This is a genomic window from Streptomyces sp. NPDC085937, assembly GCF_044540535.1.
Taxonomy (GTDB): domain Bacteria; phylum Actinomycetota; class Actinomycetes; order Streptomycetales; family Streptomycetaceae; genus Streptomyces.
Genome location: NZ_JBITSH010000002.1, coordinates 602,671 through 621,712, shown reverse-complemented (window position 1 = coordinate 621,712; position 19,042 = coordinate 602,671). Strand labels below are relative to the sequence as shown.

The window sequence follows — 19,042 nt, the reverse complement described above, 5'->3', positions numbered from 1 at the left end:
TCACCCCGCCACCTTCACGGTCGTGGTCGCGCCCCACAGGGCGAGCGACAGGAAGAAGTCCGTGACGCTGATCAGGACGATGGCGTTGCGCACGGAGCGTCCGACGGCGACGCCGACACCGGCGGGTCCGCCCGAGGCGCGGAACCCGTAGTAGCAGTGGGCGAGGATCACCATCACGCTGAAGATCAGCACCTTCAGCACGGAGAGCAGCACGTCCGTCGGGGAGAGGAAGAGGTTGAAGTAGTGGTCGTACGTCCCCCGGGACTGTCCGTTGAACAGGACGGTCACGTAGCGGGAGGCGAGGAAGGAGGAGAGCAGCCCGATCGCGTAGAGCGGGACGATGGCGACGACGCCGGCGATGATGCGGGTGGTGACCAGGTACGGCACGGAGCGGATGCCCATGCCCTCCAGGGCGTCGACCTCCTCGTTGATGCGCATGGCGCCGAGCTGGGCGGTGAAGCCCGCGCCGACGGTCGCGGAGAGGGCGAGGCCGGCGACCAGGGGGGCGATCTCACGGGTGTTGAAGTAGGCGGAGACGAATCCGGTGAACGCGGCCGTGCCGATCTGGTCGAGGGCCGCGTAGCCCTGGAGTCCGACGACGGTCCCGGTGAAGAGCGTCATCGCGATCATCACGCCGATGGTGCCGCCGATGACGCCGAGGCCGCCGGAGCCGAAGGCCACCTCGGCCAGCAGGCGCTGCACCTCCTTGAGGTAGCGGCGCAGCGTCCGCGGGATCCACAGCAGGGCCCGTACGTAGAACAGCAGGTGGTCGCCCGAGCGGTCGAGCAGGGCGAGCGGGGAGGCCATCGGGACCTCAGCCTCCCTTCGGCGGGACGATCTGGAGGTAGACGGCCGTCATCACCATGTTGACGAAGAAGAGCAGGAGGAACGTGATGACGACGGACTGGTTGACGGCGTCGCCGACGCCCTTGGGCCCGCCGCGCGGGTTGAGGCCCCGGTAGGCGGCGACGATGCCGGCGATGAACCCGAAGATCAGCGCCTTGAGTTCGCTGACGTACAGGTCGGGCAGCTGGGCGAGGGCGGAGAAGCTGGACAGGTAGGCGCCGGGGGTGCCGCCCTGCATGACGACGTTGAAGAAGTAGCCGCCGAGGATGCCGACGACGGAGACCAGGCCGTTGAGGAGGACGGCGACGCCCATGGCGGCCAGGACCCGGGGCACGACCAGCCGCTGCACCGGGGAGACGCCCATGACCTCCATCGCGTCGAGTTCCTCGCGGATGGTGCGGGAGCCGAGGTCGGCGCAGATGGCCGAGCCGCCGGCGCCGGCGATGAGGAGGGCGACGATGAGCGGGCTCGCCTGCTGGACGACGGCGAGGACGCTGGCGCCTCCGGTGAAGGACTGGGCGCCCAGCTGCTGGGTGAGGGAGCCGACCTGGAGGGCGATGACGGCGCCGAAGGGAATCGAGACGAGGGCGGCGGGCAGGATCGTCACGCTCGCGACGAACCAGAACTGTTCGGTGAACTCGCGGAACTGGAAGGGTCTTCGGAAGACGGCGCGGCTGACCTCGGCGGCGAGCGCGAAGAGCCGGCCGGTCTCGCGCAGCGCGCCGGTGATCATGCGCCGCTCCCGGCGACGGGTGCCGTGACGGTGGCCGCCGCCGCGTCCCGCGCGTAGGTCTCCCGGATGGCGGAGCGTGCGGCCGGCGGCAAGGTGTCGATCATGCCCATGACACGCTCACGCCGTCGTGCGACGGCGCGGCGCGGCGGAAGACCGGGGGACGGCTCCAGCTGCGGCACGATCACCCGGGGTGCGAGGGGCGTCGCGGAGTTCGCCTCGGCGGCGAGGGTGGCCGCGTCCTTCTCCTCGGACATCCCGATGGGCCCCTCGCGCCGGCCCCCGAGGAACTGGGAGACGACCGGTTCGTCGCTGGTGAGCAGCACCTCGCGCGGGCCGAAGGTGACGAGTTCGCGCCGGAACAGCATCCCCATGTTGTCGGGCACGGTGGCGGCGATGTCGAGGTTGTGGGTGACGATCAGCATGGTCGCGTCGATCTGCGCGTTCAGGTCGATCAGCAGCTGCGAGAGGTAGGCGGTGCGGACCGGGTCCAGCCCGGAGTCCGGTTCGTCGCACAGGATGATCTGCGGGTCGAGCACGAGCGCGCGGGCCAGTCCGGCCCGCTTGCGCATGCCTCCGCTGATCTCGCCCGGAAGCTTGCCCTCCGCGCCCAGCAGTCCGACGACCTCGATCCGCTCCATGACGATGCGGCGGATCTCGGACTCCTTCTTGCGGGTGTGCTCACGCAGCGGGAAGGCGATGTTGTCGAAAAGGGACAGGGACCCGAAAAGGGCTCCGTCCTGGAACATGAGACCGAACAATTTCCGGGTCTCGTAGATATCCCTCTCGGGACTGTTCACCATGTCCACCCCGTCGATGAGGACACGGCCCTTCTCGGGTTTGAGCAACCCGATGAGCGACTTCAGGAAAACGGTCTTTCCGGTGCCGGACGGACCCAGCATCACGCTTACTTCTCCGGCCGGGAGAGTGAGTGACACGTCCCGCCAGATGTTCTGCTTACCGAAGGACTTGGTCAGCCCTTCGACCACTACTTCGATTCCCATATCACCTCCAGCGGACGTCCGTGACACACAGGGCGGGCGCACGTCGCCTTCCGCGACTTGTCACCACGCAGACAACACACCGGCCCGGCACCCGCTCCGAGGGACGGGGCGGGGTCTCGCGCCGCCGGGGGGCGGAGCGACGCGATCCCCCGCCGACGAACGCACCGGCCGGCGGGAGGGTGGGCCGGTGGAACGTCCGTCGGGACTCCGTCCGCCAGGGGTCCGCGACCCGGAGCCGAGCACCGCACCGGCACGTTACGGCCGAGTAACCTCAGCGGGCAACACCGCATTACGAGTTTTCCGGGATACGGCCCCACCCCCCACGGAACCTGTCAGCGGGAGGACAAGAAACCCCCGGGAACTTGTCCGCCGGTGAGCAACAGGTCCGCCGCCCTTGCCCGCCGGGCAGTGCAAGGCCGACAGTGGCCGAACCCGCATTCCTTGACAGCACGTGATGAACGCGGCCCAGGGAATCCTCACCCAGGGAACAGCTTGTTCCCTTTTCCGAAAGAATCATGGAACGCCGCATTGTTCGGCTAAGTTTACCGCCAGTAACGTCGTGGTTCATGGACAGGCAGCAGCGTCCAGCCGCAGTGCGTACGTCCGCTTTTCCGGGCGCATACGGACACGGCCCGTCTCAGCCGGTCGACCCTCAAGGAGATTCCCGGACATGCAGAATTACCTGAAGAGATCAGCCGTCGCGGCGTGTGCGGCCGCGGCCGCTCTGGCCCTCACCGCCGGTACCGCCTCCGCGGCGCCCTCCACGGTGTGGACCGTCAGCCCGTCACCCGCCGCCTTCACCGCCGTGAACGTCGGCAACATCGTGCTGACCGCCACCATCCCGATGACCTGCACGGCGTCGAACGCGAGCGGGACGATGGCGAGCACCACCGGCAACCCCGCGACCGTCGCCGCCATCAACACCATGGCCTTCGGCACGTCCGGCGCTCCCTGCACCAGCGTCCTGGGCAACGTCACCACCGTCGCCGTCACCCCGTGGGACGTCGTCGCGACGGACTACACCGCCTCGACCGGTGTCACCAAGGGCTACATCGGCAACGTCAAGGCCAACGTGAGCGCCGGCGTCTGCAAGTTCACGGTGTCGGGCAAGGCCTCGGCCACCTACACCAACAGCACCGGCGTCCTGGCGGTCAGCAGCGTCGCCGGTGAACTGACGGTCACCAACCCCGTCAACTGCGGGGCGATCGTCACGACCAGCACCAAGCCCACCTTCAAGGGCAACTACGCCGTCAAGGTGGCCGGTACCACCACCATCCCGACCATCGTCGGTTCCAACCCGTAAGCCGCCACCCGCTCGCCCTCGCCCGGCCGGCACCCCCGGCCGGGCGTTCGCGGGCTCCGCGCCGGATCCCACCGACACCGTCCTTCCCGCCGAGCGGAGTTGTATGAGAGTCCAACGAGCCGCCACCGCGCGGCCACGCCGAGCCCGCGCCAAGCTCACGTCGATGGCCGCGTTCGTCGTGCTCGCCGCCCTGATCCCGACCACGGCGTCCGCCGCGGACACCCAGGAGGTCGACGCCGAACTCCCCTACGTCTGCGCGTTCCCCTCGGGGACGGCTCCCGTGACGGTGCGGATCTCGGCGGAGTTCCCGCAGCGGACCCGGGCCGGCGAGGCGTTCTCCCCCACCGGCGTCACCACCGGCGTGGAACTCCCGGCGGAAGTGGTGGCGGACCTCGCCGCGCGCGACGCGTCCGAGGTACGCGCCGGTACCGCGCTCGCCGTGGACGTCGCCCAGGGCTCCGCCACGGCCACGGCGACGTGGCGGGGCAGCTCCGACCCCGTCGCCCTGCCGGAGTCCGGGCCGCTGACGCTGACCACGCGGGGCGACGTCCCCACGGTGACGGGCCGGAGCGACGACGACCTGACCTTCACCGCGGGCGGCATGACGATCGAGCTGACGCCCGGTCCGGGGGACGACGCCGGCGGCACGGGGACCGGCCCGCTGACCGTCGACTGCGCGCTCGCCGAGGACGCGCCGGACGGGGGGCTGCTGGCCACCGTGCCGGCGGGACCGGACGCGCCGGGGGCGAGCGCTCCGCCGTCCGCACCGGCACCCGGCGGGACGTCCCCGGCACCGGGGGACGGACCGCGGGACCGGCAGGGCGAGCGGTCCTCCACGGTGCCGGAGAACGCACCGGGCACCGCCGCCGGCCGTGACGACGTGCCGCCCTGCCGCTACGACGAGCGGAATCCGCCCACGCCCCTGTCGCTCAACGCCTACGTCACCGGCTACGCCAACGTGAAGAAACAGAAAGGCGCTTCGTACCTCCCGCCGTCCTGCGTACTGATCGACGGGGGCGAGTTCCAGATCCCGGTCGACGAACCCTTCGACCCGGAGCACCTGGTCATGACCCTGGAGACGACCGGCGAGTTCCGTTACCAGGGGCGCAGGGAGACGCCGCCCTACGACAGCACCTTCCTCTCCTTCGACTTCACCCCGGTGAAGACCACCATGGTGCTGAAGCAGACGGGCCCCATGACGATCGACGCGCGCATGAAGATGCGGTTCTCCGACTCGTTCATCACCACGGAGACCTACGTACGGGCCCCCCTGGTCGCCCACGTCACCGCCCTCGAGGTCAACGGCACCCCGCTGGACGTCGGTCCCGCCTGCCGGACCGAGACGTCCCTCACCTCCGTCGACCCGGACCCCGCGAAGCACCCCGGTGACCACGTGGTGCTGTACGGCAAGGCCGAACAGGTCATCGGCGAGGACGTCACCGGCTACACGGTCCTCACCGGCGGCCCGCTGTCCGGCGAGGTGACCATCCCGGCCTTCACCGGCTGCGGCACCGACGGCGAGGACCTCGACCGCCTGCTCACCGCCTCCGTCTCCGGCCCCGGCAACTACATCAAGCAGGTCCAGGGCCAGACGTGCACCCCTCTCGTCCCGGTGTTCGAAACCCCGGACACCCGGGGCCAGTGCACGGAGGACCTCCAGCCCTACCAGATCCCGGTCGCCGAGCGCTGAGCCGCCCGGCCCGCCCCCTCCCCGCAGAGAAAGGCCACCACCATGCACACGTTCACCCCCCGCACCAGACTCGCCACCGTGTCCGCGCTCACCGCGCTCGGCGCCTTCGCCTCCCTCTCCACGGCGACCGCGGCCGCTCCCGCGCTGAACGGCGAGTGGGCGCCCTTCACCCGCTGCCCCGTGGACGCGCCGGCGATGCTGGCCGCCGACGGCTTCGAGAAAACCCCGCAGTGCGTGGTGTCCACCTCCTCCGGCGGCTCCATCAAGCTGGGCGACACCACCGTCGTCACCGGGAAGACGAACCTGCAGATCGGCATCGTCCAGAACGCGGACGGCACCAGCAGTGTGGTGGCCCCGCCCGGCGGCGCGCTGATCGCCGAGCCCGCCACCGTGCCCGGCGGGCTGCTCGGCCTGATGTGTCCGAGCGCCATACCCGTGATCACGGGCCTGTGCGAGTCGCTGGAGAACTCCAGCCTCAACAAGATCACGGCGACCATGGAGTCGGTCGGCGCGCCCTACGACTTCAACCAGACGGCCGGCGTCCTGACCGACATGCCCATCGTCGCCCTGCCGGTCCGCATCCACCTGGAGAACCCGCTGCTCGGCAGCAAGTGCTACATCGGCACGGCCGCCAACCCGATCGTGCTGCTGCCCGAGAACCGGAACTACCCGGACTTCGGCATGACCTTCTTCCAGGGGGACGGCACCACCGACCCGGCCGGCGAGATGAGCCGCATCGACCTCACCGGCGCCACCCAGAACGACAGCACCTTCGCGGTCCCCGGCGCCACCGGCTGCGGACTGAACGTCGGTCTCATCAACGCCGCGGTCAACGCCAAGACCGGGCTGCCCTCCGCCGCCGGGAACAACAGCCTGACCCTCAACGACACGCGGACCTACCTCACCGGCCTCAACGCCCCCGGCACCGCCGCTCCGCGGGCCGGCGAGGTCCTGGCGGAAAACTGGCACTCCGCCGTCCGGTGACACCCCGCCGACCGGCCCTTTCCCACGTCTCGCAGGGGTGGACACCGGCCACAGTGAAGCGGTTACTGCACAAGAGGTGTACAAGTCAATTAAGTTGACTTACCGTCAGCTTTTCAGACCGGTGCACGTGGCGGCCCGACCGGGCTTCGTCCCGCGGGGCGTAACCCGGTCGGGCCGTCCTGCCGGACAGGTCGGCCAACAAGGGATCGGTCATGCCCTCAATCGCACGTCCTTCGGTGCTCGGCGAGCCGCTCGACCCGCTCCCCCGGCAGTTCGCCGCCTTCATGCGGCCGCTGCTGCCGGGACTGCTGAACGAGATACGGACCGAGGTCACCCGCGTCTACCCGGTGTACGGCAGGCTGCTCAACGGCCCCGACGGGCACGCCATCCGCCAGGGGGTCGAACAAGCGCTCACCGCCTTCGTGGACCGGGTGGCCGACCCCGGCACCAGCTCGGAGCTGCGGGACGACCTCCTGCGCAGGTTCGGCCGGGTCGAGGCCTACGAGGGGCGTGACCTGGAGGTGCTGCAGGGCGCCTACCGGCTCGGCGCGCGCATCGCGCTGCGCCGGGCCAAGACCCTGGGACGGCAGCACAGCCTCTCCCCCGCCCTGGTCCTCGCCTTCGCCGACGCCCTGTTCGCCTACGTCGAGGAGCTGGAGGCCGTCACCCGGGAGGGGTACACGGAGGTACGGGACCGAGCCGCCTCGGAGGTGTCCGCGTTACGAAGACAACTGTTACACCTGCTTCTGGCCGCCTCCCCTCTCCCGCAGACGACCGTTTCCGAACTGTGCGCGTCCGCGGCCTGGGAACTGCCCCGGACGTGCTTCCTCGTCGCCCTGCGTCCCCCGGTTCCCGAGCACATCCAGGCAGGACTCGACAGCGATGTCCTCGCCGACTTCGACATCCCCCAGCCGCATCTGCTGGTGCCCGGGGAACTCACCCCCGAACGTCTCGAGATGATCCGCACCGCCCTGTCCGGCACCCGTGCCGCGGTGGGCCTGACCGTGCCGGTGGCCCAGGCGGCGGACTCCGTCCGCTGGGCACGCCGCGTGCTCCAGCTCGTCGACGACGGCGTCGTGCCCGATGCCCCGCTGGTCCGCTGCGAGGACCATCTGACGACCCTGTGGCTGCTGTCCGACCCCGCCCTGGTCGACCGTCTCGCCGCCCGGGAGCTGGCGCCGCTCGACGGGCTGACCGCCAAGCGGCGCGACCGCCTGGTCGAGACTCTCCGGGTGCACGTGTCCACCCGCGCCCCGGCCGAACAGGTCGGCGAGATGCTGGGGGTGCACGCCCAGACCGTGCGCTACCGGCTGCGGACGCTGGACACCTACCTGGGCGACCGGCTCGCCGACCCCGACCACCGCTTCGCCCTCGAGGTGGCCCTGCGCTCGCGCCATCTGCGCGGCCGCGACGGCGCGCGGTGACCTGGTCGCCGTCGCGGCGGGACCGCGGGTCGCGCGCCACGTGCGACACGGCGGGGGCGGGCGTCCGCCCGCCCCCGCCGTCCGGTCACTTCGCGGGGCACTCCTTCCACGCGAGGTGGTACACCGTGTTGATGTCGCCGTCCGTGGAGTCCATGGTCATGTAGCTGACCTTCCGCGGGTCGGTCCCGGCGGTGACTCTCAGCTCGGTGTTGATGTTGAAGTTGCGCTGCACACCGCAGGGCGCGTAGACGAGCTGCGCCCAGTCGGTCTCGTCCGTGGCCTGCCAGTTGTCGTCGTAGGGACCCGTGTAGGGGTGGCTGCGGTACTCCGTGTTGGGCGACCCCTGGAAGTAGTACGAGGCCCGCTGGGTGGCCCGGGCGCCGGGCTGGAGCGCGGCGAAGCCCCGGTAGTCGGCGCTGGCGATGGCGTAGGTGAAGCCGGCCGGTACGTGGACCAGCAGGCTGAGCTGGCAGTTCTTGCGGCCGGCCGTGGGGTCGGAGTTCCCGCCCGCCTGGGCGAGGTAGTCGCTGTAGGTCACGGTGAACGCGGTGTTGTCGGCCGAGACGGCGACGGCCGCGGTACCGGCGGGACATCCCGACCCGTTCACCGTGGCGACCTTGATGACGATCTTGTCCGGCGGGGGGTCGTCGAATCCGGTCGCCGGGTCGTGCGCGGGTAACGCGGCGCCGAGCAGCGCGGCCGCCGCCACGCCGAGAAGCAGGCCACCAGCCATGGTTCTCCGTCCTTCGGTGGGGGGTCACGTCGTACGGGGTGCCGTACGACGTGCTGTGCGGGGTTCTGCGCGGGGGTTCTGTGCGATGGTTGAAACGTCATGCACATGCCAAGCATGCGCGCACACGTACTCCCGGCTTCGTGAAGGAGACATGAAGGAGCGGTGAAGACCGGGAGCGCTCGCATCGTAGGGACGCGCGGAGGCCGCGGGACAGGGCGAACTCAGGCCATTCACTCCGGTCCGTAAATCGCCGGTGCGCGGGCGGACGTACCGGACCCGCCGTGTGAACGGCGGGCGCTCCGGTTCGTGGACAATGGCCCCGCACCGCTTGTGGCACAGACCAGGAGGCGCTCCCTTGGAGCTCAGCAGGCGCACCTTCACCGCCCTGACCGGCACGGCCGCGCTCGGCCTCGCGCTGGCCGGCAGCGGCGGGGCGGCGACCGGCCCGCAGGGGCCGCGCGTCGCGCCGACCGGACCGCCGCCCCCGCCGCCGGCCGCGGACGGCGGACGCCACCGCGTCGCCTTCGACCGGCACTCCCTGCTGGTCGACGGCCGGCGCCTGGTGCTGTGGTCCGCCGAGACGCACCCGTTCCGGCTGCCGAGCCCGTCGCTGTGGCGGGACGTGCTGCAGAAGCTGCGTGCCCACGGCTTCAACGCGGTCGACGTGCCCGTGCCCTGGAATGTGCACTCCCCCGCGCCCGGCGTGCACGACTTCACCGGGGTGCGCGACCTGAACCGCTTCCTGTCCACGGCCGCCGAGGAGCGGCTGTACGTGGTGCTGCGGCCCGGCCCCTACCTCGGCGCGGACCTGGACGCCGGCGGCCTCCCCGGCTGGCTGACGGCCGCCGCGGGGACCGCGCGCACCGACGACCCCGAGTACCTGCGGCACGCGGAGGAGTGGCTGGGCGCGGTCGACGCGATCGCCGTGCGCCACCTGTTCACCGCGGGCGGCGGCACCGTGCTGCTGTACCGGCTCGAGGACGGGAGTCCGGTGCCCGCCGACGACCCGGCCGCGCGCGCCCACCGGGCCCGCCTGTACGCGAAGGTGCGCGCCGACCGCATCGACGTACCGGTGCTGGACGGCGAGGGCTGGTTCGGCGACCGCGGCACCGGGCCCCGCACGGCCGGCTTCTCCGCCGGGGCGGGCGGCGGCGCGGCCGACCCGTGGGGCGGGGCGCCCTCCGGCGGCGAGGGGTACACCAGGGTGCGCGAGGTCCACGACGCCGTGCACGAGCGGCGGCGCCGTCTCACCGCCCTCGCCGGCCGGATCACCGTGCACCACACCGGCATGGGATTCGGCGGCACGTCGTGGGGCTGGCTGCCCGGGCCGGGCGTGTACACCTCGTACGACTACGGGGCGGTGCTCGACGAGGGGCGCAGGCCTGCGCCGAACATGGCCGCCGTCCAGCAGCTCGGGCACCTGGTGCGGACCGTGCCGGACCTCGCCCGGCTGGAGGAGGACGGGGACGGTCCGCGGCGGGCGGCGGACGGCCGGCTGACGGTGCGCCACCTCACCAACCCCGACACCGGCGCGCGGGTGTACGTGGTGCACAACGACACCGACGAGGAGGTCCGCGCCCCGCTGCCCGGCACCGGCATCGAGGTGCCGGTCACCGTGGCCGCCGGGGACGCCAAGCTGCTCGCCGCCGACCTGCGCCTCGGCCACCGCACACTCGCCTGGACCACCGCCCAGCCGATGCTCGGCATCTCCACCGGGCGGCAGGACGTGGCCGTGTTCGTCGGCCGGCACGGGGAGAGCGCCCAGCTGGCGCTGGACTGCGAGCGGCAGCCGGGCGTCGACCGCGCGGACACCGAACCGGCCTGGGCCTACGAACGGGGCCGGCTGAACGTGGTCGTACCGCTCGGGGTGGGCGGCCTGAGCCGGGTGCTGGTCAAGGACGGTGACTCCGAGACCCCCCTCGTGCTGCTGTTCGCCGACGACGAGACCGCGCTGCGCCTGTGGCCGTACGAGACCCCGGCCGGGCCGCTGCTGGTCTACGGCCCCGCCCTGCTGCGCTCGGCCGAACTGCGCGACTCCACGCTCCACCTGACCGGCGACGTCGGCATCGAGACGGGCGTGGAGGTGTGGGGGCCGCGCGGGATCGCCGAGGTCACCTGGAACGGCGAGCCGGTCCCCACCTACGTCGGCCGGGCCCGCAGCCGGGTGATGGAGGGGCTGATGCCGGGCGTGCGCGCGGTGGTGCTGCCCGCCCTCGACGGCTGGCGGTTCCGCACCGAGAACCCGGAGTCCGACCCGGACTTCGACGACTCCGCGTGGACGGTGGCCGGCCGCACCACGTCCCACAGCACCACGCCCGTTCCCGAGGGCGGGCCCGTGCTGTTCGCGGACGACTACGGCTTCCACCACGGCGACGTCTGGTACCGGGGGCGGACGGAGGACACCACCGGCGTCCGGTCGGTGGCACTGTCGTACAGCACCGGCACGCAGGGCCTGCTGATGGCCTGGCTGGACGGCCGGCCGCTCGGCACCCACCGCATGCCGGTGCCGGACGGGGACACCGCCGGTCAGGGCACCTGGACGGCCACCGCGCGCCTCGACGTCCCCGAGGCGCTGCGCACCCCCGGTGAGCACGTGCTGTCCGTGCTCGTACGGCCCATGCAGCACGCCGGGACCGCTCCCGGCGAGGACGCCCACAAGGCCGCGCGCGGGCTGGTCGCCGTCGAGTTCACGGGCGGCACCCCCGCTGTCGAGTGGCGCGTCAGGGGCGCCGCCGAGCCGGAGCGGGTGTGCGGGCCGTACAACAACGGCGGGCTGTACGGCGAACGGCGCGGCTGGCACCTGCCGGACCACGACGACCGCCGCTGGCGGACGGTGGAGCTCCCGCGCGCGGAGCGGCGGCAGGGCGTGGCCTGGTACCGCACCCGCTTCCGGCTCGGGCTCGGACCCGACCTGGACGCGTCCGTCGGGCTCACCCTGGAGGACGACCCGGAGCGCGCCTACCGGGTGCAGATCTTCCTCAACGGCTGGAACCTCGGCCAGTACGTCAACGACGTGGGCCCGCAGCACACCTTCGTGCTGCCGAACGGCATCCTGCGAGCCCGCGGCTCGAACACCCTGGCGCTGGCGGTGCTGTCCGACGGGACCACGCCGGCCGGGCCGCACACGGTCCGGCTGACGCTGCTGGACGCGGTACGCGGCGGTGTCCCGGTCGAGCCGGTGGACCCACCGGGGAGGTGAGCCCACCGGGCGGCGGTCACGCCAGCCGGATCACGTTCCACGACAGCGGCTCCAGCACGGCGGTCAGCCGCCCGCCGTCCAGGCTGGTGCCCTCGGCCGCGTGCGGCACCACCCGCCCGGGCTCGGCGAGGGTGTTGCGCGCGTCCGGGTCGGCGTCCGCGAGCACGCTGTGCTCGACGACGGACGTCGGGCCGAGCCCGTTCAGCGCGACGTCCAGCGGCAGCGGCTCGGTGCGGGAGCGGTTGACGGCGAACACGGTGACCGAGCCGTCCTCGCCGCGCACCGCCGTCGCGTGCAGCAGATCCGCCTCCCCGTACTTCTTCGTGTCGTACGTCGGTGAGTCCACGCGCACGTCGAGGACCTCGCCGCGGCCGTACGTCGAGGCCTGGGCGAACGGGAAGAACGTCGTCTGCCGCCAGGCCGGCCCGCCCGGCTCGGTCATGATCGGCGCGATGACGTTGACCAGCTGGGCGAGACAGGCGACGGTGACCCGGTCGGCGTGCCGGAGCAGCGCGATCAGCAGCGAGCCGAACACGACGGCGTCCGTGACGCTGTAGCTGTCCTCCAGCAGGCGCGGCGCCTCGGGCCAGTCCAGGGCGCCGACCTGCTCCTCGGTGCGGGACATGTACCAGACGTTCCACTCGTCGAACGAGAGGTTGATCTTCTTCCGGGACTTCAGGCGGGCCCCGACGTGGTCGCAGGTGGCGACCACGTCCTCGATGAAGGTCTCCATGTCGACGGCGGAGGCGAGGAAGGAGTCCACGTCCCCGTCGAGCGGCTCGTAGTAGGCGTGCAGGGAGATGTAGTCGACCAGGTCGTACGTCTCCCGCAGGACGGTCGCCTCCCACTCGGCGAAGGTCGCCATGGACCGGCCGGAGGAGCCGCAGGCGACGAGCTGCACGCCGGGGTCGATCTGGCGCATGGCGCGGGCGGTCTCGGCGGCGATCCGGCCGTACTCCTCGGCGGTCTTGTGGCCCGTCTGCCAGGGGCCGTCCATCTCGTTGCCCAGGCACCACAGCCGGATGCCGAAGGGGTCCTTGTCGCCGTGCTCCGCGCGCAGGTCGGACAGGGCGGTGCCGCCGGGGTGGTTGGCGTACTCCTGGAGCTGGAGGGCCTCGGCGACGCCCCGGGTGCCGAGGTTGACCGCCATCATCGGCTCGGCCTGCGGGCCGATCTTGCGCAGGAACGCGATGTACTCGGACAGGCCGAAGCGGTTGGTCTCGGTGGAGCGCCACGCCAGGTCCAGCCGGCGCGGGCGGTCCTCCACGGGGCCGACGGAGTCCTCCCAGCGGTAGCCGGAGACGAAGTTGCCGCCGGGGTAGCGGACGGCGGTGACGCCGAGCTCGCGGACCAGGTCCAGGACGTCACCGCGGATGCCGTCGGCGTCGGCGGTGGGGTGACCCGGCTCGAAGACGCCGGTGTAGACGCACCGGCCGAGGTGTTCGACGAAGGAGCCGAACAGGCGGGGGTCGACCGGGCCGACGGTGAAGGCGGGGTCCAGGGTGAAGCGGGCGGTGCGCATCGTGTCCTTTCGACGGGTCGGGTCCTGCTGCGGGAGCGTCACCGGCCGGCGAGGCCGGCGAGACCGACGCCCACCATGATCCGGCACTGGATGTTCGGTATACCGAATAACGCCCGTAACTTCGAACGGGACCGTAGGTGTCGGGTCGTGCCGCGTCAATGCCCCGGACAGAACTCGCCCGGCGCGCAGCCCGCACGGCCGTTCCTGCCGTCCGGCGGTCACCGGATCGCGTGACGCGGGCACTTCCGGCCGCGTACTCTCGAACGGCCTGACGTGCGGCGGTCGCACGGGCGAGGGGACCAGATGGATGACGCGGGCGCACGGACGCGGGCCGTACGGCTCGCCTCCACGCTGCGGCGGTCCCGCACCCGCGCCGCCCTGCGCCGCCTGGCCCGCGATCTCTCCGCGGCGCTGCGCGCACGGCCCCGGCCGTTCACGGACGTTCGGGCGGCCTGCCGGGGACTGTGCGAGGAGATGAGCGCGCGGCGCGGCGGACGGCCCGTGGTCCTGCGCTTCGAACGCTTCCCGGACGAGATCGAAGTGACCGGCCTGTGGGTGGAGTTCCAGGACTTCGACCTGGTCATCGTGGAGGAACGGGCGGAAGCCATGCAGCAACTGGTCATCCTCGGCCACGAGTTGTGGCACATGCACGCCGGCCACCGGCACCATGCCCCGGCCGGGGCGCGGCGGGTCCTGGCGGGTGACGCAGCGGACTGGGACACCGCGCTGGTGATGGCCGCGCGCCACGGCTCACGCGAGGCCGACGAAGCCGAGGCCGACGAGTTCGGGCACCGGATGGCCGCCGCCGTACGCCCCTTCCTGGACGACCCGGACGACCGGGACACCGGCGACGGCGGCGGCCTCGTCCAGCGGGCCCTGGGCTACCGCGGCGGGAAAGGCACGCGCCGGTGACCGCCCCGCTCGCCCTCACCCCCGCCGACGTCCTCGACGACCTCTACATCTCCTTCTGGATCCCCACGGGCGTCCTCACCGCGGCCCTGGTCATCAAGCTGCCCACCATCGTCCGTCTGTGGCGGGACCCGCTGCTGCGCGCGGTGGGCGGGCTGCTCCTGCTCGCCTGCACGGTCTTCGTCTTCGTGGCGCCCACCACCATCGCCCGGGTCAACCGCCTCACGGGGGTGCCGAACATCTCGGCGCCGTGGTGCTACTCCCTGCTCACCGCGTTCTGCGCCTCCTGCCTGCTGCTGATCATCGCCTGGCGCAACGGGCTGTCGGACCGCTCCGCCGCCACCCGGCGGGCGATGCGCTGGGTGGTCTCCCTCTACTCCGGGGTGATCGTCGCCCTGTGGGTGCTGTTCTTCCTCGCGGACGCGTCCGAGGAGCGGCTGCGGGACCTGGACACGTACTACGCCAACACGCCGTTCATGCGCGAGCAGATCCTGCTCTACCTGCTCGCGCACACCGTCGCCGTCCTGATCACGTGCCGGCTGCTGTGGAACTGGGTGCAGACCGCGGGACTGGACGCCTGGCTGCGGTGGGGCCTGAAGTGCCTGGGCGTCGGCTACGCGCTGAATCTCGTCTTCGACGCCGCCAAACTCACCGCCGTGGGCGCCCGCTGGACCGGGAACGACCTGGACTGGCTCAGCACCGACCTGGCGCCGCCCGTCGCCTGCCTGTCGGCCATCCTGATCGCGGTGGGCTTCATCCTCCCGCACGCCGGCCAGTACCTGCACGAGCGCTGGCGCGTCCGGCTCGCCCACCACCGGTTGCGGCCCCTGTACGAGCTGATGCGCTCGGCCAACGGCAGGAGCGTGCCGCTCCTGCTGCGCGCCACCCCGGAGCTGCGGCTGATCCGCCGGGAGACCTTCATCCGCGACGAACTGCTGTCCCTGGCGCGGCACATCGACGAGGAACGGCGCGCCCGCACGCGCGAGGCGGCACGCGGCCTCGGGTTCCCGCCGGAGCGGGCCGGGGCGCTGGCGAACGCCGTGGCGATCCTGGAGGCCGTCGAGTGCCGGCGCCGTTCGCCGGACGGCGAGGGCACGCAGGACTCCGACACCACCGACCTGCTGCGGGAGATCGGTGCCGTCTCCCGGGAACTGCGCCGCCCCCACACCGTCGAGGCGGTCCGCGCGCGTGCCGCCGCCCTCGCGCCGGACGCCTCGGAGGGCGTCCCGCGCGGCGCGTCCGCCGGGCGCGGGGAACCGGCCCGGTGACCGTAGCGCCCGCCCGGCGCCGAGGGCGGGCGCGCACCGGAGGAACAGATCCCCATGAGATCCCCGTGAGAACCGACGACACGTCAGGAGAACGAAGAGCGTGCCCGCCGTCCCAGAGAGAAGACGCCCGTCCATGAGCGGACGTCCCGCCACCGCCGTCGTGCTCGGCGGATCCTTCGCCGGGCTGCTCGCCGCCCGGGCCCTGGCCCCGTTCGCCCGGGTCACCGTGGTGGAGCGCGACGCGCTGCCCTCCGGTCCCGAGTCCCGGCGCGGCGTCCCGCAGGCCCGGCACGCGCACCAGCTGTGGTCGGGCGGGGCGCGCGCCCTGGAGGAACTGGTCCCGGGCACCACCGGGCGGCTGCTGGCGGCGGGCGCCCACCGCCAGCCGGTCACCGCGAACACCGTGGTGCTGTCACCGCACGGCTGGTACCGGCGCTGGGACGAGTCCCACTTCATGCTGCTGTGCACCCGGGACCTGCTGGAGGCGACCGTACGGGCGGAGGTGCTCGGCGACGAACGGGTCGAGCTGCTCGACCGGACCGAGATCCTCGCGCTCGACGGCACCCGCGCCGCCGTCACCGGTGTCCGGGTCCGCGCGCACGACGGCGCCGAACGCACGCTGCGGGCCGATCTGGTGATCGACGCCACCGGCCGCGCCTCCCGCACCGCCCGGTGGCTGGCCGACGCCGGTCTGCCCGCTGTCGAGCGCCGGGACGTCGACACCGGGCTGGTGTACGCCAGCCGCCTCTACCGCGCCCCGGAGGGGGCCCGGGACGGCTTCCCGGTCGTCAACGTGCAGCAGGACCCGCGCACCGGGGAGCCGGGCCGCGGCGGGGTGCTGCTGCCCGTGGAGGACGGACACTGGCTGGTCACCCTCTTCGGCACCCGGGGCGGCGAACCCACCTCCCGGGCCGACGACTTCGAGCGGTACGCCCGCGAGGAGCTGCGCCACCCGCTGATAGCCGACCTGCTCGGCGCGGCGGTCCCACGGACGGAGGTGTCCGTCACCCGGGCCACCGGCAACCGCCGCTTCTTCTACGAGCGGATGAAGGAGTGGCCGGAGAACCTGGTGGTGGTCGGGGACGCGCTCACCGCGCTCAACCCCGTCTACGGCCACGGCATGGCGGTGGCCGCGCGCGGCGCGGCGGCGCTGCGCGCGACGGTGCGCCGGCACGGCTGGGGGACGCCGGGACTGGCCCGCCGCGCACAGCGTGCGGTGGCCCGGCCGGTGGGCGCGGCCTGGGACCTCGCCCTGGGCCAGGACGTGTTCTACCCGGGCCCGACCCACGGCGTCCCGTCCGCGCGGGACCGGTGGCTGGCCGCGTACGTCGGCCGGCTGATGTACACGGCCACCGGGAACGGGCGCATCGCGCGGCGGGTCACCGACGTGACCTCGCTGGAGCGGGGCGCGGGGGTGCTGCTGACCCCGTCCGTGCTGGTGGCGGCGCTGGCGGGGCCGCTGAAGCCCGCCCTGACGGCCCCGCCGCTGACGGCGGAGGAACGCAAGGCGGCCGGCCTGACCTGAGGCCCCCGGCCGCCTCAGCCGACGAAGGCGGGCTGGGCCACGCCCTTGCCCGCACCCGGCACCACCAGCAGGGACCCGGCGAGCGGGTGCGGGGCGGTCAGGCCCACACGGGCCGTGGTGAGGTAGAGGTCGGTCAGCGCGGGGCCGCCGAAGGCGCAGGCCGTGACGCGCGGGACGGGCAGCTCGATCACCCGGTCCAGCTCGCCGGACGGGGTGTAGCGGCGCACCGCCGCCCCGTCCCACAGGGCCACCCACACACAGCCGTCGGCGTCGACGGTGAGGCCGTCGGGGAAACCGGCGCCCTCCTCGATCACGGCGAGCGGGCGGCGGCCGGAGACCGTGCCGTCCTCGCCGGCGTCGAACACGTCGACGCGCCGGGTGGGCGTGTCGATGTAGTACATCAGCCGGCCGTCGGGGCTCCAGCCGGTGCCGTTGCTCACGGTCGCGTCGTCGAGCAGGACGGTGACCGTGCCGTCGCCGGTCACCCGGGACAGGGTGCCGCCGCCGGTCGCCTCGTCGTAGCGCATGGTGCCCGCGAAGAGGCTGCCGTCGGGGGCGACGGCGGCGTCGTTGCCCCGGCGGCCGGGGACCGGTTCGCGGTGCAGCCAGCGGAAGGTGTCGTCGGGGTCGAGCAGGCCGACGCCGTCCCGCAGGTTCAGCACCAGGCCGCCGCCCGCGCGGGGCTTGACCGCGCCCACGTGCTGCTCGGTGCGGCGCACGGTGCGCCGGCCGGTGGCGGGGTCGTAGGTGTGCAGCCGGGAGCTCAGGATGTCGATCCACAGCAGCCGGCCGGTGGCCGGGTCCCAGGTGGGGCCCTCGCCCAGTTCCGCCTCCGCGCGGACCGCGACGTCGAACGCGAGTGTCATGCCATGCTCCTGTGGCCAAGGCGCTCGGAGAGTTCGGCGGCGCCCTTGACGGCGAGCTGCTCCAGCTCGCCCAGGCGGTCGTCGCTCCAGCGGATCATCGGTACGGAAATGGACAGCGCGGCGACCACCTGTCCGGTGCGGTCGCGCACCGGCGCGGCGACGCAGGAGACGTCCGGGTTGGACTCCCGGCTCTCCACCGCCACGCCCCGGCCGCGGATCTCCGCGAGTCTCTCGCGCAGGACGGCCGGGTCGGTGATGCTGTTCGGGGTCATCGCGGCCAGCTCGGCGCCGTCGGGGAAGCGCGCGGCCAGTTCCGGCTCGGGGAGGGAGGCCAGCAGCATCTTGCCGACGGACGTGCAGTGCGCGGGGAGCCGGCGGCCGGCCGCCGACACCATCCGCACCGCATGCGTGGAGTCGACCTTGGCGATGTAGATGACGTCGGTGTGCTCCAGGATCGCCACGTGCACGGTCTCGTCGCAGGTCTCGGCGACGGACCGGGCGACCTGCTGGCCCTCGGCGGCCAGGTCCAGGTGCTCGGCGTAGCGGGCGCCCAGCTGGTACGGCCGGACGCCCAGCCGGTAGCGGCCCGGCTGACCGGCCACCGGGACGATGTACTTGCGTGCCGCGAGCGTGGTGACCAGCTCGTGGACGGTGGTGCGGGGCAGTTGCAGCTTCCGCACGATGTCGGGGGCGGAGAGCGTGCCGTCCCCGTCGAGGAAGAGCTCGAGGATGTCGAGAGCCCGGGTCACGGCTGGTACGAGTCGTCCCACGACCGGCCCCCTCCTAGCGTTCGATATACCAACACACGATCGGCATGACGAACACAGGCTAGCCACACCCCCCTTCAAGGGCAACGCCCCCAAGCGGCGCGGAGAACGGCGCGACCAGCCCCCACACACCCGCACCGGGGCAACCACCCGCACCACAGCCACCCCAAAGGGCCGCGGGGAACTGCGCGACCAGCCCCAGCGGCCCCACACCAGAACCACCACCCGCACCACAGGTGCCCCAAAGGGGCGCGGGGAACTGCGCACCCAAC

15 protein-coding genes are annotated in these 19,042 nt (G+C 72.6%); 8 read left to right on the top strand and 7 right to left on the bottom strand.

Annotation, left to right across the window (positions count from 1 at the left end):
• The 3 genes from ACIF8S_RS06240 to ACIF8S_RS06230 are packed head-to-tail and all read right to left on the bottom strand — an operon-like array spanning window position 1 to window position 2,580.
• Window positions 1-807 (bottom strand): ABC transporter permease, encoded by an 807-nt coding sequence (locus ACIF8S_RS06240; protein ID WP_024882862.1) that lies wholly within the window; start codon window positions 805-807, stop codon window positions 1-3.
• Between the two features lie 7 nt (window positions 808-814).
• Entirely contained in the window at window positions 815-1,579 is a 765-nt protein-coding gene (locus ACIF8S_RS06235) for an ABC transporter permease (RefSeq protein ID WP_024882863.1), read from the bottom strand.
• Complete coding sequence (locus ACIF8S_RS06230) at window positions 1,576-2,580, bottom strand: ABC transporter ATP-binding protein (RefSeq protein ID WP_399997611.1); 1,005 nt, start codon at window positions 2,578-2,580, stop codon at window positions 1,576-1,578. The genes ACIF8S_RS06235 and ACIF8S_RS06230 overlap by 4 nt, the downstream gene beginning before the upstream one ends.
• Before the next feature lie 670 nt (window positions 2,581-3,250).
• On the opposite strand from ACIF8S_RS06230, the gene ACIF8S_RS06225 reads away from it, so the two are divergent.
• The 4 genes from ACIF8S_RS06225 to ACIF8S_RS06210 all read left to right on the top strand — a co-directional run bounded on the left by ACIF8S_RS06225 (window position 3,251) and on the right by ACIF8S_RS06210 (window position 7,981).
• Complete coding sequence (locus ACIF8S_RS06225) at window positions 3,251-3,883, top strand: hypothetical protein (protein WP_399997610.1); 633 nt, start codon at window positions 3,251-3,253, stop codon at window positions 3,881-3,883.
• Window positions 3,884-4,046: 163 nt separating this feature from the next.
• Entirely contained in the window at window positions 4,047-5,573 is a 1,527-nt protein-coding gene (locus ACIF8S_RS06220) for a DUF6801 domain-containing protein (RefSeq protein WP_399997609.1), read from the top strand.
• A 42-nt stretch (window positions 5,574-5,615) separates the two neighbouring features.
• Entirely contained in the window at window positions 5,616-6,557 is a 942-nt protein-coding gene (locus ACIF8S_RS06215; protein WP_399997608.1) for a hypothetical protein, read from the top strand.
• Window positions 6,558-6,769: 212 nt separating this feature from the next.
• The gene (locus tag ACIF8S_RS06210; protein WP_399997607.1) at window positions 6,770-7,981 is read left to right on the top strand and encodes a helix-turn-helix domain-containing protein; all 1,212 of its coding nucleotides are present in this window, start codon (window positions 6,770-6,772) and stop codon (window positions 7,979-7,981) included.
• 85 nt (window positions 7,982-8,066) lie between these two features.
• Here the strand turns inward: ACIF8S_RS06210 and ACIF8S_RS06205 are convergent, their stop codons facing one another.
• Entirely contained in the window at window positions 8,067-8,714 is a 648-nt protein-coding gene (locus ACIF8S_RS06205; RefSeq protein WP_349793117.1) for a DUF4360 domain-containing protein, read from the bottom strand.
• Window positions 8,715-9,069: 355 nt separating this feature from the next.
• On the opposite strand from ACIF8S_RS06205, the gene ACIF8S_RS06200 reads away from it, so the two are divergent.
• Complete coding sequence (locus ACIF8S_RS06200) at window positions 9,070-11,913, top strand: beta-galactosidase (RefSeq protein WP_399997606.1); 2,844 nt, start codon at window positions 9,070-9,072, stop codon at window positions 11,911-11,913.
• Between the two features lie 16 nt (window positions 11,914-11,929).
• Here the strand turns inward: ACIF8S_RS06200 and ACIF8S_RS06195 are convergent, their stop codons facing one another.
• Complete coding sequence (locus tag ACIF8S_RS06195; protein ID WP_399997604.1) at window positions 11,930-13,435, bottom strand: alpha-N-arabinofuranosidase; 1,506 nt, start codon at window positions 13,433-13,435, stop codon at window positions 11,930-11,932.
• A gap of 303 nt (window positions 13,436-13,738) precedes the next feature.
• On the opposite strand from ACIF8S_RS06195, the gene ACIF8S_RS06190 reads away from it, so the two are divergent.
• The 3 genes from ACIF8S_RS06190 to ACIF8S_RS06180 all read left to right on the top strand — a co-directional run bounded on the left by ACIF8S_RS06190 (window position 13,739) and on the right by ACIF8S_RS06180 (window position 17,137).
• The gene (locus ACIF8S_RS06190) at window positions 13,739-14,347 is read left to right on the top strand and encodes a toxin-antitoxin system, toxin component family protein (RefSeq protein ID WP_399997603.1); all 609 of its coding nucleotides are present in this window, start codon (window positions 13,739-13,741) and stop codon (window positions 14,345-14,347) included.
• Window positions 14,344-15,612, top strand: a complete 1,269-nt coding sequence (locus tag ACIF8S_RS06185; RefSeq protein WP_399997602.1) for an MAB_1171c family putative transporter — start codon at window positions 14,344-14,346, stop codon at window positions 15,610-15,612. The genes ACIF8S_RS06190 and ACIF8S_RS06185 overlap by 4 nt, the downstream gene beginning before the upstream one ends.
• 133 nt (window positions 15,613-15,745) lie before the next feature.
• A complete protein-coding gene (locus ACIF8S_RS06180) occupies window positions 15,746-17,137 on the top strand; it encodes an NAD(P)/FAD-dependent oxidoreductase (RefSeq protein ID WP_399997601.1) in 1,392 nt (463 codons plus the stop codon).
• A gap of 14 nt (window positions 17,138-17,151) precedes the next feature.
• On the opposite strand, the gene ACIF8S_RS06175 is transcribed toward ACIF8S_RS06180, so the two are convergent.
• Together ACIF8S_RS06175 and ACIF8S_RS06170 are read right to left on the bottom strand one after the other, a co-directional pair.
• Window positions 17,152-18,003 carry an SMP-30/gluconolactonase/LRE family protein gene (locus ACIF8S_RS06175; protein WP_399997599.1) on the bottom strand — a complete coding sequence of 284 codons (852 nt, stop codon included), beginning with the start codon at window positions 18,001-18,003 and terminating at the stop codon, window positions 17,152-17,154.
• A complete protein-coding gene (locus ACIF8S_RS06170; RefSeq protein WP_399997598.1) occupies window positions 18,000-18,773 on the bottom strand; it encodes an IclR family transcriptional regulator in 774 nt (257 codons plus the stop codon). The genes ACIF8S_RS06175 and ACIF8S_RS06170 overlap by 4 nt, the downstream gene beginning before the upstream one ends.
• Window positions 18,774-19,042 lie beyond the last annotated feature (269 nt).

Bases quoted from the DNA above. Each gene is read 5' to 3' on its own strand.
- ACIF8S_RS06215 (WP_399997608.1), top strand. From the start codon at position 5,616: ATGCACACGTTCACCCCCCGCACCAGACTCGCCACCGTGTCCGCGCTC.
- ACIF8S_RS06220 (WP_399997609.1), top strand. From the start codon at position 4,047: ATGGCCGCGTTCGTCGTGCTCGCCGCCCTGATCCCGACCACGGCGTCC.
- ACIF8S_RS06210 (WP_399997607.1), top strand. From the start codon at position 6,770: ATGCCCTCAATCGCACGTCCTTCGGTGCTCGGCGAGCCGCTCGACCCG.
- ACIF8S_RS06195 (WP_399997604.1), bottom strand. From the start codon at position 13,435: ATGCGCACCGCCCGCTTCACCCTGGACCCCGCCTTCACCGTCGGCCCG.
- ACIF8S_RS06235 (WP_024882863.1), bottom strand. From the start codon at position 1,579: ATGATCACCGGCGCGCTGCGCGAGACCGGCCGGCTCTTCGCGCTCGCC.
- ACIF8S_RS06190 (WP_399997603.1), top strand. From the start codon at position 13,739: ATGGATGACGCGGGCGCACGGACGCGGGCCGTACGGCTCGCCTCCACG.
- ACIF8S_RS06180 (WP_399997601.1), top strand. From the start codon at position 15,746: ATGAGCGGACGTCCCGCCACCGCCGTCGTGCTCGGCGGATCCTTCGCC.
- ACIF8S_RS06240 (WP_024882862.1), bottom strand. From the start codon at position 807: ATGGCCTCCCCGCTCGCCCTGCTCGACCGCTCGGGCGACCACCTGCTG.
- ACIF8S_RS06225 (WP_399997610.1), top strand. From the start codon at position 3,251: ATGCAGAATTACCTGAAGAGATCAGCCGTCGCGGCGTGTGCGGCCGCG.
- ACIF8S_RS06205 (WP_349793117.1), bottom strand. From the start codon at position 8,714: ATGGCTGGTGGCCTGCTTCTCGGCGTGGCGGCGGCCGCGCTGCTCGGC.
- ACIF8S_RS06175 (WP_399997599.1), bottom strand. From the start codon at position 18,003: ATGACACTCGCGTTCGACGTCGCGGTCCGCGCGGAGGCGGAACTGGGC.
- ACIF8S_RS06230 (WP_399997611.1), bottom strand. From the start codon at position 2,580: ATGGGAATCGAAGTAGTGGTCGAAGGGCTGACCAAGTCCTTCGGTAAG.